The organism is Caballeronia sp. GAFFF2 (genome assembly GCF_023631485.1).
Lineage (GTDB): Bacteria > Pseudomonadota > Gammaproteobacteria > Burkholderiales > Burkholderiaceae > Caballeronia.
The window spans coordinates 152,089-165,080 of the sequence record NZ_JALQDA010000024.1 but is presented as its reverse complement, the minus strand read 5'-3'; the positions used below and the strand labels follow the sequence as shown (position 1 = coordinate 165,080).

Genomic DNA, 12,992 nt, shown 5'->3' with positions numbered 1-12,992 from the left:
CGGCAAGCGATACTTCGCGAGTTGACCAAGCCCGATGTTCCGGAACTCGGGCCTTGGTTTTTTTACGGCTTCAGCCATGCTAGACCCCAACTTGTTATTACACCAATCCGCGATTTTAGCGCCTTTTTATTCCGCGCTGCAGCGAAAACCGGCCTAAAACACTCTTCTAAGGCGTGTAAGAAAAGAGTATCCCTTACGTGCTTGCGCGAAACTTACGCACTGCTTGCCACCCTGCATTTCCCGCCTGCTTTCGGCGCTCAACTCAAGTCGTTCTGATAGTAATACCCGGTCGTGACATACCAGCCGCGCCGCACTTCGACCGGCCGGTCGCCATACGTATAGGAGACGCGTTCGACCGACAGCAGCGGAAAGTCCGGTTTCACATCGAGCAGGCGCGCGACCGCTGGGTCAGCGGCGACGGCGCGGATCTTCTCTGTCGCACGAATCATGCGCGTACCGAACTCCGTCTCGAACATTGCGTAGAGCGGACCCTTGTAATCGGCGAGACGCTCGGCGGTCAGGCCGCGAAAGACCGCGCCGGGCAGCCAGATTTCATCAAAAACGGTCGTCACGCCATCAAACTGCAACAGGCGCTTGATAAGAACGACAGGGTCGGCCGGTTTCAGATCGAGTTGACGCGCGATTTCAGCGGGCGCGCGCAGACGCTTGCATTCGAGCAGGCGGCTGACGTGGGGATGAGCGTCGCCGTCGTCGGGCAACAAGCGCAGGAAGCGGAACTGGACGCGGTCTTCATTGTGCGTCGCAACAAACGTGCCCTTGCCTTGGCGGCGCACGAGCAGATTGTCGGCGGCGAGTTCGTCGATGGCCTTGCGGACAGTGCCCTGGCTGACTTTATAGCGCGCGGCGAGTTCGACCTCGCTCGGGATGATTTCGCCGGGCTTCCATTCACCCGTTTCGAGCCCCTGCGTGATGAGCGATTTGATTTGCTGATATAGCGGACTGAACGTAGGCGACGACGTACTCGCGGCAGCCTCAGCCGCGCTCGCGCTGCCGTTCGGGTTCGTCGTGCTCGCCGGGTTCGAATTCATGCCGCGCATTTCAACACAAAGCCGCGCCGTGCGTCCAGAGCTTTCCCTGAGAATCCTATGTCTTATATAAGACATAAGATAGTGTTGACTTTGTTTGTGACGAACCCTACACTCCTTGTCGAGCAAGGGTTTGCGGGTTGTCGTAACACCGGAAACCGAGCTGACCGGCGCGTTTGTCCTGGCGGTTTTCGCCAGATGCCGTCAGTTCTTCGGCCGCGCGACATACCGCCAGGCACGCCCTTTCGCTTTCGCCTTACGCCGATCGACCACTCGATTCGCGCGCCGCTGCCTGCCTATCGCCTCGCAACGTCAAGCGCCGTCTCGTATGGGCGCGTTGCCGTAGGACCCAAGCGAATTTCGCGTCCTTCAAGAAACCTCCCGCAAGCAACTCGCTCGAATGAGAGATTCATGGCATGACAGTCACGCCGCGCCCGTCGGTGCGCCGCTCGCCTTGGCGCCAATACAGGCGCGAAGCCGCATCGGCAGGACATCGGCCGGGCGTTCCCCCGCTTCGCGGGCGGCATGACAGGCATGTCTTTCATCAACGCTTTGCGTAACGCGCATAAAATGGCGCTTTCCCTAGCGTTCCACGCACCGTCCAGGAGAGTTATCAATGGCTAAGTCCGCAAAGCGCGTTGCCGTCACCGGCGCCGCAGGTCAAATCGGCTACTCGCTGCTGTTCCGTATCGCCAATGGCGATCTGCTCGGCAAAGACCAGCCCGTGATTCTTCAGTTGCTCGATTTGCCGCAAGCGCAAGGCGCAGTCAAGGGCGTCGTGATGGAACTGGAAGACTGCGCGTTCCCGCTGCTCGCAGGCGTGGTCGTCACGGACGACCCCAAAGTCGCATTCAAGGACGCCGACGTCGCGCTGCTGGTCGGTGCGCGTCCGCGCTCGAAGGGCATGGAGCGTAAGGACCTCTTGTCGGCCAACGCCGAAATCTTCACGGTTCAGGGCAAGGCGCTCAACGAAGTCGCAAGCCGCGACGTCAAGGTTCTCGTGGTCGGCAACCCGGCCAATACGAACGCCTATATCGCGATGAAGTCGGCGCCGGATCTGCCGAAGAAGAACTTCACCGCCATGCTGCGCCTGGACCACAACCGCGCGCTGTCGCAACTGGCGGCCAAGTCGGGCAAGCCGGTCGCATCGATCGAAAAACTGGCTGTGTGGGGCAACCACTCGCCGACCATGTACCCCGACTTCCGCTTCGCCACCGCCGCCGGCGACGACCTGACGAAGCTCATCAACGACGATGAATGGAACCGCAGCACGTTCATCCCGACGGTCGGCAAGCGCGGTGCGGCGATCATCGAAGCGCGCGGTCTGTCGTCGGCGGCATCGGCGGCTAACGCTGCAATCGACCACGTGCGCGACTGGGTGCTCGGCACCAATGGCAAGTGGGTCACAATGGGCATTCCGTCGGACGGCTCGTACGGCATTCCGGAAGACATCATCTACGGCGTGCCGGTCACGTGCGAAAACGGCGAGTACAAACGCGTCGAAGGTCTGGAAATCGACGCGTTCTCGCGCGAAAAAATGGACGGCACGCTGAACGAACTGCTAGAAGAGCGCGACGGCGTGGCGCATTTGCTGGGCAAGTAATTTTAAGTATCGCGGGGAAGCCGGGAGGCTTCCCGCTGGCGCGAATGCATCCGATGCATCGCGCCTGATTCGAACGCGTTTGGAGCTTGCCGTGCTTTCACGGAAAAAGCCCGAGCGCGGCCGAATCAGAAGCATTGAGCAAGATCGACATCCTTTTCCCCCAATTGGACCCGACGCCGACGATGCGCGCTCTTACCCCCGCCGAAGTGCTGTTTGACGGCGACCCGCAGCCTGCTGTCCTGCCGCCCTGCGATCACTACGCGGGCAGCGAAAAGCTGATGAAGAAGTCGCTCGCGTTGCAGGCGCAACTCGGGCCGGACTTCGACATCACGCTCGATTGCGAGGACGGTGCGGAAGTAGGCCGCGAGGCGGAGCATGCGGAACTCGTCGCGTCGTTCGTCGGCGGCGAGGAAGACCGCTTCGGGCGCGTGGGCGTGCGCATTCACGACTTCAATCACCGCGCGTGGCGCGACGACGTGCGCATCATCCTGCGTCACGCGAGGAAAGCGCCTGCCTTCGTCATGCTGCCGAAAATCCGCAGCGTCTTCGACGCCGCCGAGATGGTGGCTTTCGTCGAGGCATCGCGTTGCGAGTTCGGCATCGAGAAACCGGTGCCTTGTCATCTGTTGATCGAAACACATGGCGCGCTTCGCGAAGCCTTCGAGCTCGCGGCGCTGCCTGGCGTCGAATCGCTGAGCTTCGGTCTGATGGACTTCGTTTCGGCGCACAACGGCGCCATTCCAGATACCGCCATGCGCTCGCCCGGCCAGTTTGAACATCCGCTCGTGCGGCGCGCGAAGCTGGAAATCGCGGCGGCGTGTCATGCACACGGCAAGGTGCCGTCCCACAACGTATCGACGGAAGTGCGCGACATGGGCATCGTGGCGAACGACGCCGGGCGCGCGCGCAACGAGTTCGGCTATACGCGCATGTGGAGCATTCATCCGGAGCAGATACGGCCTGTCGTCGAAGCCTTCTCGCCACGTGCCGATGAAATCGCGCTCGCCGCCGAGATACTGCTTGGCGCACAACGCGCGCAGTGGGGCCCAACGCGTCACGGCGATACCTTGCACGATCGCGCGAGCTATCGCTATTACTGGTCGGTGCTGCGGCGCGCCGAGGCCACCGGCCAGGCAATGCCAAGCGATTACGCGTCGCTCTTCGCCACGCCGGCGCAAGGCGGCAACGCATGACAGAGCATTTGCAGCACGCGCGCGAGCGGTTACGCAGCGCGCGTTTCAAGAAGAAGTAACGCACGCCCTGAGCGTTGAAAGGAGACTTGAAGCAATGAGCGATACCGTATCGACCGACGCACCCGCCGCAGCGGGCGCATTCAAGCCAAAAAAATCCGTCGCGCTTTCGGGCGTGACCGCGGGCAATACCGCGTTGTGCACAGTCGGCAAGACCGGCAACGACCTGCACTATCGCGGTTACGACATTCTCGATGTCGCGACCACCAGCGAGTTCGAGGAGATCGCTTATCTGCTCGTGCATGGCAAGCTGCCGAACGTCGCCGAGTTGAAGGCGTACAAGACAAAACTCAAGGCTTTGCGCGGCTTGCCCGCAAACCTCAAGGCCGCGCTCGAATGGATTCCGGCGTCCGCGCACCCCATGGACGTCATGCGCACCGGCGTATCCATGCTCGGCACCATCCTGCCCGAAAAAGACGATCACAACGTTCCCGGCGCGAAGGATATCGCCGACAAACTGATGGCCTCGCTCGGTTCGATGCTGCTCTACTGGTATCACTACTCGCACAACGGCAAGCGCATCGAAGTCGAAACTGACGACGACTCCATCGGCGGACACTTTCTGCATTTGCTGCATGGCGTGGAGCCCTCGAAATCGTGGGTCGAAGCCATGCACGTATCGCTCAATCTTTACGCTGAACATGAGTTCAACGCATCCACGTTCACGACTCGCGTGATCGCGGGCACGGGCTCGGACATGTATTCGGCGATCGTGGGTGGCATTGGCGCATTGCGCGGCCCGAAACATGGCGGCGCCAATGAAGTCGCGTTCGAAATTCAATCGCGCTATCAGACGCCCGACGAAGCCGAGTCCGATATTCGCGCACGCGTCGAGAAGAAGGAAGTGGTGATCGGCTTCGGTCATCCGGTCTATACCATCTCCGATCCGCGTAACAAGGTCATCAAGGAAGTCGCGAAGAAGCTCTCGAAGGAAGCGGGCGACAACAAGCTCTTCAGCATCGCCGAACGGCTCGAATCCGTGATGGCCGACGCGAAGAAAATGTTCCCCAACCTCGACTGGTTCAGCGCGGTTTCGTATCACATGATGGGCGTGCCCACGGCCATGTTCACGCCGCTCTTCGTCATCTCGCGCACGGCGGGATGGAGCGCGCACATCATCGAGCAACGCATCGACAACAAAATCATCCGGCCGAGTGCGAACTACACGGGTCCCGATAATTTGAAGTTCACGCCACTAAATAAGCGAAAATAGCGGACTGCGCGATCGAATTTCGCGAGGACGAAATTCACTCCGCGCGGCAACCGTTACCAACCTCCATGTTTTGAAAGGTTTTTCGATGAATAAACTCCTGATCGCTGCAATCGTCGGCACACTGGCTACCACCAGCGTGTTCGTCAGTGCCGACGCCTTCGCCGCGACGACCACCACGGACTCGAAGGCGGCAAAGGCCAAACGCCCGGCTCCGGCACGTCGACTCATCAAGCGCTCACCCAAGGCCGAAGCGGCCGCGGCAGCGAAGACCGACCCGATTCCCGAAGGCGCCGTCAAGTGGACCTGTAAGGAAGGCGCGTCTTTCTATCTGAAAGGCGACATGAAGCGTGACACCATCGTCACCGTGAATTGGGCCAAGAAGGACTACAAGCTGCCCCGTCAGGACACCACGACCGGCGCCGATCGTTTCCACGATGCGGCAACGGGCATGGATCTCGTCGTGATCCCGTCGAAGGCAATGCTGTTCTCCGACAAAGATTCGTCGCGCCTGGCCGACGAGTGCATGACCGCCGAAATGGCTGCGGGCGCAACCGCTCCCACGCAGTCGGAAGCGTTGTTCAAGAAGGCCGAATAACAAAGTCTGCAATCAAACAGGAATCCTCGATGTCCGCACCGATCTCGAACGTCCGGCCAGAGCCGGATCAGGTACTCGTCGACATAGTCGACTACGTTCTCAACTATCGCGTCGAGAGCACGCTTGCGCTGGAAACCGCGCGCAACTGCCTGATCGACACCCTCGGCTGCGGACTCGAAGCCCTCTCGTACCCTGCCTGCACCAAGCTGATGGGACCGATCGTGCCCGGCACGATCGTCCCCAACGGCGCGAAGGTGCCTGGCACCCAGTTTCAGCTCGACCCGGTTCAGGCCGCCTTCAACATCGGCGCCATGATCCGCTGGCTCGACTTCAACGACACATGGCTCGCCGCCGAATGGGGCCATCCGTCGGACAACCTGGGCGGCATTCTCGCCACCGCCGACTGGCTGTCACGTAACGCAATCGCCACCGGCAAGAAGCCGCTCGCCATGAAAGACGTGCTGATCGCCATGGTCAAGGCGCACGAAATTCAAGGCTGTATCGCGCTGGAAAACTCGTTCAACAAGGTCGGGCTCGATCACGTGCTGCTGGTCAAGCTCGCGTCCACGGCGGTCGTCGGTCAGTTGATCGGCCTCTCGCGCGACGAACTCATCAACGCGGTGTCGCTCGCTTTCGTCGATGGTCATTCGCTGCGCACATATCGCCACGCGCCGAACACGGGTTCGCGCAAGTCGTGGGCCGCGGGCGACGCGACCTCGCGCGCCGTGCGTCTCGCGCTGATCGCGAAGACCGGCGAAATGGGCTATCCGTCGGTCTTGACCACGAAGACCTGGGGCTTCTACGACGTGCTCTTCAAGGGCAACGAATTCAAGTTCCAGCGCCCGTACGGCTCGTATGTCATGGAGAACGTGCTCTTCAAGATTTCGTTCCCGGCCGAATTCCATTCACAAACCGCCGTCGAAGCCGCCATGACGCTGCACGGCAAGCTGAAGGAAGCGGGCAAGAGTGTCGAAGATATCGCGAAGATCACCATTCGCACGCACGAAGCGGCGATCCGCATCATCGACAAGAAGGGACCGCTCAACAATCCGGCCGACCGCGATCACTGCATTCAGTACATGATCGCCGTGCCGCTCATCCACGGCCGTCTCACCGCCGCCGATTACGAAGATTCGATCGCGCAGGATCCGCGCATCGACACCTTGCGCGCGAAGATGGAATGCGTGGAAGACCCGCAATACACGACCGATTACCACGACCCTGAGAAGCGCTCGATTGCGAACGCGCTCACCGTCGAGTTCACGGACGGTTCGAAGCTCGATGAAATCGCGGTGGAATATCCGATCGGTCACAAGCGCCGCCGCGAGGACGGCATTCCGCTGCTCGTCGAGAAGTTCAAGACCAATCTCGCGCGCCGGTTCCCGCAAAAACAGCAACAGGCGATCCTCGCGGTATCGCTCGATCAGGCAAAGCTCGAAGCCATGCCGGTCAATGAATACGTCGATTTGTATGTGATCTAGCGCCTGGAGCCGGTGCGCGCGTGCCGGCGCGTCAAACCAGGCACGACCCGGTTTCAGATTCAGGAAACGTTGCATCAAACCCAGATCAGCCCAAGGAAAATAACCATGGCCCACAATCTTCACAATACGCTCAAGGAATTCGACAGTGGTTCCGGCAAAGGCAAGTTCTACTCGCTGCCGCAACTCGGCGAAGCCCTGAAGGTCAAGATCGAACGTCTGCCGGTGTCTATCCGGCTGGTGCTCGAATCCGTGCTGCGCAATTACGACGGCAAGAAGATTTCCGAAGAGCACATCGAACAACTCGTGAACTGGAAACCGACTGCAGCCCGCGTCGATGAAATCCCGTTCGTCGTCGCGCGCGTCGTGCTGCAGGATTTCACCGGCGTGCCCCTGCTCGCCGACATCGCCGCCATGCGCGGTGTGGCCGAACGCGCGGGCAAGGACCCGAAGGCAATCGAGCCGCTCGTGCCGGTGGATCTCGTCGTCGATCACTCGGTGCAGATCGATCACTTCCGCGAGCCGAACGCGCTCGACCTGAACATGAAGCTGGAGTTTCAGCGCAATAACGAGCGCTACCAGTTCATGAAGTGGGGCATGCAGGCGTTCGACACGTTCAAGGTCGTGCCGCCGGGCGTGGGCATCGTCCACCAGGTGAATCTGGAGTATCTCGCACGCGGCGTGCACAAGAAGACCGAAGGCAACGACACGGTCTACTACCCGGACACGCTCGTCGGCACCGACAGCCACACGACGATGATCAACGGCATCGGCGTGGTGGGCTGGGGCGTGGGCGGCATCGAAGCGGAAGCGGGCATGCTCGGCCAGCCGGTGTATTTCCTCACGCCGGATGTCGTCGGCGTCGAGTTGAAGGGCAAGCTGCGCGAAGGCTGCACGGCAACCGACCTCGTCTTGACCATCACGGAAATGCTGCGCAAGGAGAAGGTCGTCGGCAAGTTCGTCGAGTTCTTCGGCGAAGGCACGGCTTCCATCGCGGTGCCGGACCGCGCGACCATCGGCAACATGGCGCCGGAATACGGCGCCACCATGGGCTTCTTCCCGGTCGATGAAAAAACCATCGACTACTTCAAGGGCACGGGCCGTACCGACGCCGAAATCTCCGCCTTCGAGAACTACTTCAGGGCGCAGAAGCTGTGGGGCGTGCCGAAGGCCGGCGACATCGACTTCACGAAGACGCTGACGCTAGATCTGTCCACCGTCGCGCCGTCGCTGGCGGGTCCGAAGCGCCCGCAAGACCGTATCGAAATCGGCAATGTGAAGAGCACGTTTACCGACCTCTTCTCGAAGCCGGTCGGCGAAAACGGCTTTGCCAAGAAGCCCGCCGATCTGACCGCCGACTACAAGACCGCCGATGGCGTCGACGTGAAGAACGGCGACGTGCTGATCGCCGCGATCACGTCGTGCACGAACACGTCGAACCCGAGCGTGCTGCTGGCCGCCGGTCTGCTGGCCAAGAAAGCGGTCGAGGCCGGTTTGACGGTGGCGCCGCATATCAAGACGTCGCTGGCACCGGGATCGCGTATCGTCACCGAATATCTGACGAAGACCGATCTCCTGCAGTATCTGGACAAGCTTGGCTTTACGCTCGCCGCTTACGGTTGCACGACGTGTATCGGCAATGCGGGCGACCTGACGCCGGAGCTGAACGACGCCATCGTGAAGAACGATATCGTCGCGGCCGCCGTCCTGTCGGGCAACCGCAACTTCGAAGCGCGTATTCACCCGAACATCCGCGCCAACTTCCTGGCTTCGCCGCCGCTGGTGGTCGCTTATGCCATCGCGGGCAACATCACGCGCGACCTCATGACCGAGCCGGTCGGCAAGGGCAAGGACGGGCACGACGTGTATCTCGGCGACATCTGGCCGACGAGCGAGGAAGTGCATTCGCTGCTCAAGTACGCGCTCAACGCCGAAGCCTTCCGCGAGAACTACTCGCAGCTTACGAAGGATGGCGACCTGTGGAGCAAGATCGCGGGCGAAACCGGTCAGGTCTATGACTGGCCGAAGTCGACGTATATCGCGGAGCCGCCGTTCTTCGGCCACGACTTCTCGATGACCCCGGCCGACTCGATTCCCGCCGTGAAGGGCGCACGCGCGCTTGGCATCTTCGGCGACTCGGTCACGACCGACCACATCAGCCCGGCAGGTTCCATCAAGGAAACGTCGCCGGCGGGCGTGTGGCTGAAGGCGAACGGCGTGCAGAAGGCCGACTTCAACAGCTACGGCTCGCGTCGCGGCAACCACGACGTGATGATGCGCGGCACTTTCGCCAACGTGCGTATCAAGAACCTGATGATTCCGCTGAAGGAAGATGGCACGCGCGTGGAAGGCGGCCTGACGATCCATCAACCGAGCGGCGAACAGTTGTCCATCTACGACGCCGCGATGAAGTACATCGGCGACAACACGCAGACCGTGATCTTCGCGGGCGAGGAATACGGCACGGGTTCGTCGCGCGACTGGGCGGCGAAAGGCACGCAACTGCTCGGCGTGAAGGCCGTGGTGGCGCGCAGCTTCGAGCGTATCCATCGTTCGAACCTGGTCGGCATGGGTGTGTTGCCGCTGCAGTTCAAGGGTACGGACAGCGTGCAGACGCTCGGCATCACGGGCGAAGAGACGTACGATATCGAAGGTCTGGGCGACGACTTTAAGCCGCAGCAAGAAGTGACGCTCGTGATCCATCGGAAGGACGGCAAGGAAGATCGCGTGCAGGTGCTGCTGCGTATCGACACGCCGATCGAAGTCGACTACTACAAGCACGGCGGCATTCTGCCGTTCGTGTTGCGCTCGCTGCTGGCAGCGTAAGCGAGTAGTCTGTAGCTTTGCAGGTGACCGCGCTCGAAAGAGCGCGGGAACATTGGACCCGGCCTCGGCCGGGTTTTTTTTCGCCTATGCCTTCGAGATCGCCGCACCGGAAGGCGCCGTGCGGCGCGCGAGCCACGCGCGGGCTGCGTCGATCAAGCGCCTTGATGTGGTCGTCGGCGTGGAAACCGCCGCCAGCGAAAAAGCGCTTTCGTCCCGCGCGCCGCTTACCCAGATCGTCGAGAACGGCTGAAGTTCGACGCACTCGCCCGCATCGAGCCAGAAATCGCCGGCGTCGCCCTCGATGGTCAGCCAGATCTGGCCACGCGTAGCGCGCAGCGTTTGCGGCCGGTCGATAAACCAGCTAGTCGGCGCATCGCGCCCGTCGAGTTCAAAAGTCCTGATTTCACGCATGATGCCGCTCCCTGTCGCTCGATCGCCTGATCGCTTGATGGATGCTGCGAATGTAAAAGCGTGTCGCAGCCGTTAAGCGTATTATTCGGCCAGTGCCGAACATCTAGAATGAACACTTGCGTACAGTTACACAGGAACTGTATAGCTAGAAATACCGAACACTTCGAGGTGAGTAATTTTGTCGGTATTCGCTCAGAACAGTGTGGATGGCCGTTTGGCCTAGTTGACGGCGATTTTCGGATGCGTTCGAATACTTCAAATTACTCCGCAAACACTTGATCGCAACTGTTCACTCTGTTCGACCGAACACTTAAAACGATGAACGCACTTCCGCTAAATATCGATGGCGCCACGGGCGTGCCGCTGACCGAGCAGATCGTCAGCCAAATCGAAACCATGATCCGCTCGCGCCGCGTGCTGGCGGGCGCGAAACTGCCGTCGATCCGGCAACTTGCGACCGAACAGAGCATCAGCCGCTTTCCGGTGATCGAAGCGTACGACCGTCTTGCGTCGCGCGGGCTGATCCAGCCGCGTCACGGTTCGGGCTTTTACGTGGCGAATCATGTGGACGAACACGCGCGCGACGCTGGCAATTGCGACCCGCGTCTCGCGGAAGAGGAGTCGAGCCAGATCCTCGCGCAGTTCAACTATCCCGGCGAGACGCTCAAGCTGTCGAGCGGCTTCATTCCCGAGGCATGGCGCGATGTCGATGGTCTCACGCAGGCGGTGCGACAGGCGTCGCGCGCGGACATCGCAAGCGTGATCGATTACGCCATTCCGCACGGCGACACGAACCTGCGCCAGCAGATCCAGATGCGCCTCAACACGCTCGGCATCAACGCGGATTTGCCCAATGTGATGATCACGAGCGGCGCGAGTCAGGCGCTCGATCTCGTCGTGCGCTACATGCTCAAGCCCGGCGATACGGTATTCGTCGAAGATCCCGGCTACTACAATCTGTTTGGCTTGCTGAAGCTGCAAGGCGTGCGGCTCGTCGGCGTGCCGCGTCTGGCCAACGGGCCGGATGTCGAGATGGCCGAAGCGCTTCTGAAGCAGCACACGCCCAAATTGTTCTTCGTGAACACCGTGTTCCAGAACCCGACGGCGACCAACATCGCGCCGCAAATCGCTTTCAGGCTGCTGCAACTTGCGACGCAGCACGGCTTCACTATCGTGGAAGACGACATTTATGCGGATTTTCAAACCGTGCCGACGCAACGACTCGCATCGCTCGATCAGTTCGACCGCGTGATTTATGTGGGCGGCTTGTCGAAGACGCTGTCGTCGTCGCTGAGAATCGGCTATCTCGCGGCCAATCGCGAGCTCGTGAAGAATCTCGTCGATGTGAAAGTGCTGACGAGCCTCGGCGGCACGCGCTTCGCCGAGAGCGTTGCGGCAAGTCTGCTGGAACGCGGCACGTACAGGAAGTATCTCGAACGGCTGCGCAAGCGCGTGCGCGATTCGCTTTCGAGCGCGGTGCAGCAGTTGGAGAGCTACGGCTGGGACGTATTCGATCAACCGAGCGGCGGCAATTTCGTCTGGGCGAAGGTGCCGGGTATCGAAGACTCGACGAAGCTCGTGAGTGAAGCGCTGAAGTTCGGCGTGACGCTGGCGCCGGGGAATTACTATCGGCCGAACGGCGAGACGTGCGCGTGGGTGCGCATCAATTCGGCATACGCAGGCGACCGGCGCGCCGCACGCTTTTTCGAACACATGACGCAGACGGCCAGGGCTTAACGCTCGAAGAACTGCTTGAGCGCGTCGGTGGCGTCCTTGTCCTGGGCCAGGCGTTCGTAGAGACCGGCCGCGCCTTCATAGATGCGATGCTCGGCATGTTCGTCGCCGATAAAGCCCGCGATCTCTTCCATCTCCGCGACCCATCGATACGCCTTGGGCGGCATGCGCGGCACGCTATTCGCAAGCCATTTGGCGAGCTCGGGCTGACTCGCCGATAACTCTTCGAAGAGCGCATCGCCCGCGCCATTGCGAAGCGCGGCGAGCGACATGGCCGCGCCGATCGCGGTCAATCCCTTCGTGATTCCCGCATACGACATCTTGAGCGCCGATGCCGCGCCGACAGGACCATCGAGCACGTGTACGTCGAGGCCCGCATCGGCGAGTGCGAGCGTACGGTGCGCTTGCGGTCCCGACACATAGAACTTTGGCGCGGATGGCAGACCGATGATCGCGCCATCGACGAACGGAACGTCGAGCGTTTCTGTCACGCGCTTGACCGTCGCCGGACTGACCGCGTTGCAATCGACGTAGAGAGGCTTACGGGCGGCCCGCGCAAGCACGGGCGCCAGACGGTGCGCCGATTCGACCGCCGCCGCGGGCGGCACGATCGATAGAATGAAATCGCACTCGGCGAAGCGGTCGGGACTTGCGTCTTCGATCCCCGCCTCGCGCGCGCGAGCGATGCTGGCCTCGCTGCGCCCTTCGAGCGTCGTCAAGACACGCGCGCCCTTCTGCGTCAGCCTGTGGCCGACAGCCGCGCCCATGCTGCCCGTGCCGAGCAAACCCACGACCGTTCGCGTCACCTGCTTCTCCTGTCGATGCGCGAGCGTCGT

10 protein-coding genes and 1 pseudogene are annotated in these 12,992 nt (G+C 61.2%); 7 read left to right on the top strand and 4 right to left on the bottom strand.

All coding sequences use genetic code 11. The annotated features are described in order from the left end of the window. Window positions 1-78: pseudogene (locus NCT04_RS15865) on the bottom strand (succinate dehydrogenase, cytochrome b556 subunit); the annotation flags it as partial. Between the two features lie 179 nt (window positions 79-257). Beyond that, window positions 258-1,049, bottom strand: coding sequence for a GntR family transcriptional regulator (locus NCT04_RS15860; protein ID WP_244829106.1), 792 nt, complete (start codon window positions 1,047-1,049; stop codon window positions 258-260). Between the two features lie 613 nt (window positions 1,050-1,662). Between NCT04_RS15860 and NCT04_RS15855 the strand changes: the two genes are divergently transcribed. The 6 genes from NCT04_RS15855 to acnA all read left to right on the top strand — a co-directional run bounded on the left by NCT04_RS15855 (window position 1,663) and on the right by acnA (window position 10,011). Next, a complete protein-coding gene (locus NCT04_RS15855; protein WP_250466474.1) occupies window positions 1,663-2,649 on the top strand; it encodes a malate dehydrogenase in 987 nt (328 codons plus the stop codon). A gap of 182 nt (window positions 2,650-2,831) precedes the next feature. Continuing rightward, the gene (locus tag NCT04_RS15850) at window positions 2,832-3,842 is read left to right on the top strand and encodes an HpcH/HpaI aldolase/citrate lyase family protein (protein WP_250466473.1); all 1,011 of its coding nucleotides are present in this window, start codon (window positions 2,832-2,834) and stop codon (window positions 3,840-3,842) included. Between the two features lie 94 nt (window positions 3,843-3,936). Beyond that, the gene (gene prpC, locus NCT04_RS15845) at window positions 3,937-5,112 is read left to right on the top strand and encodes a bifunctional 2-methylcitrate synthase/citrate synthase (protein ID WP_250466472.1); all 1,176 of its coding nucleotides are present in this window, start codon (window positions 3,937-3,939) and stop codon (window positions 5,110-5,112) included. 85 nt (window positions 5,113-5,197) lie between these two features. Then, entirely contained in the window at window positions 5,198-5,707 is a 510-nt protein-coding gene (locus NCT04_RS15840; protein WP_244829743.1) for a hypothetical protein, read from the top strand. A 29-nt stretch (window positions 5,708-5,736) separates the two neighbouring features. Next, the gene (locus NCT04_RS15835; protein ID WP_250466471.1) at window positions 5,737-7,188 is read left to right on the top strand and encodes a bifunctional 2-methylcitrate dehydratase/aconitate hydratase; all 1,452 of its coding nucleotides are present in this window, start codon (window positions 5,737-5,739) and stop codon (window positions 7,186-7,188) included. A gap of 105 nt (window positions 7,189-7,293) precedes the next feature. Next, window positions 7,294-10,011: an aconitate hydratase AcnA gene (gene acnA / locus NCT04_RS15830; RefSeq protein WP_244829101.1), complete on the top strand. Its 2,718-nt coding sequence runs from the start codon at window positions 7,294-7,296 to the stop codon at window positions 10,009-10,011. An 84-nt stretch (window positions 10,012-10,095) separates the two neighbouring features. On the opposite strand, the gene NCT04_RS15825 is transcribed toward acnA, so the two are convergent. Further along, on the bottom strand, window positions 10,096-10,422 hold the full coding sequence (locus NCT04_RS15825) for a DUF2917 domain-containing protein (protein WP_244829100.1): 327 nt from the start codon (window positions 10,420-10,422) through the stop codon (window positions 10,096-10,098). Between the two features lie 318 nt (window positions 10,423-10,740). Here NCT04_RS15825 and NCT04_RS15820 point away from each other — a divergent pair, with 318 nt between their 5' ends. Beyond that, complete coding sequence (locus NCT04_RS15820) at window positions 10,741-12,159, top strand: aminotransferase-like domain-containing protein (protein ID WP_250466470.1); 1,419 nt, start codon at window positions 10,741-10,743, stop codon at window positions 12,157-12,159. On the opposite strand, the gene NCT04_RS15815 is transcribed toward NCT04_RS15820, so the two are convergent. After that, window positions 12,156-12,962: an NAD(P)-dependent oxidoreductase gene (locus tag NCT04_RS15815; protein ID WP_250466469.1), complete on the bottom strand. Its 807-nt coding sequence runs from the start codon at window positions 12,960-12,962 to the stop codon at window positions 12,156-12,158. The genes NCT04_RS15820 and NCT04_RS15815 overlap by 4 nt on opposite strands. Window positions 12,963-12,992: the final 30 nt, after the last annotated feature.

Bases quoted from the DNA above. Each gene is read 5' to 3' on its own strand.
- acnA (WP_244829101.1), top strand. From the start codon at position 7,294: ATGGCCCACAATCTTCACAATACGCTCAAGGAATTCGACAGTGGTTCC.
- NCT04_RS15820 (WP_250466470.1), top strand. From the start codon at position 10,741: ATGAACGCACTTCCGCTAAATATCGATGGCGCCACGGGCGTGCCGCTG.
- NCT04_RS15860 (WP_244829106.1), bottom strand. From the start codon at position 1,049: ATGAATTCGAACCCGGCGAGCACGACGAACCCGAACGGCAGCGCGAGC.
- NCT04_RS15850 (WP_250466473.1), top strand. From the start codon at position 2,832: ATGCGCGCTCTTACCCCCGCCGAAGTGCTGTTTGACGGCGACCCGCAG.
- NCT04_RS15855 (WP_250466474.1), top strand. From the start codon at position 1,663: ATGGCTAAGTCCGCAAAGCGCGTTGCCGTCACCGGCGCCGCAGGTCAA.
- NCT04_RS15825 (WP_244829100.1), bottom strand. From the start codon at position 10,422: ATGCGTGAAATCAGGACTTTTGAACTCGACGGGCGCGATGCGCCGACT.
- NCT04_RS15835 (WP_250466471.1), top strand. From the start codon at position 5,737: ATGTCCGCACCGATCTCGAACGTCCGGCCAGAGCCGGATCAGGTACTC.
- NCT04_RS15840 (WP_244829743.1), top strand. From the start codon at position 5,198: ATGAATAAACTCCTGATCGCTGCAATCGTCGGCACACTGGCTACCACC.
- prpC (WP_250466472.1), top strand. From the start codon at position 3,937: ATGAGCGATACCGTATCGACCGACGCACCCGCCGCAGCGGGCGCATTC.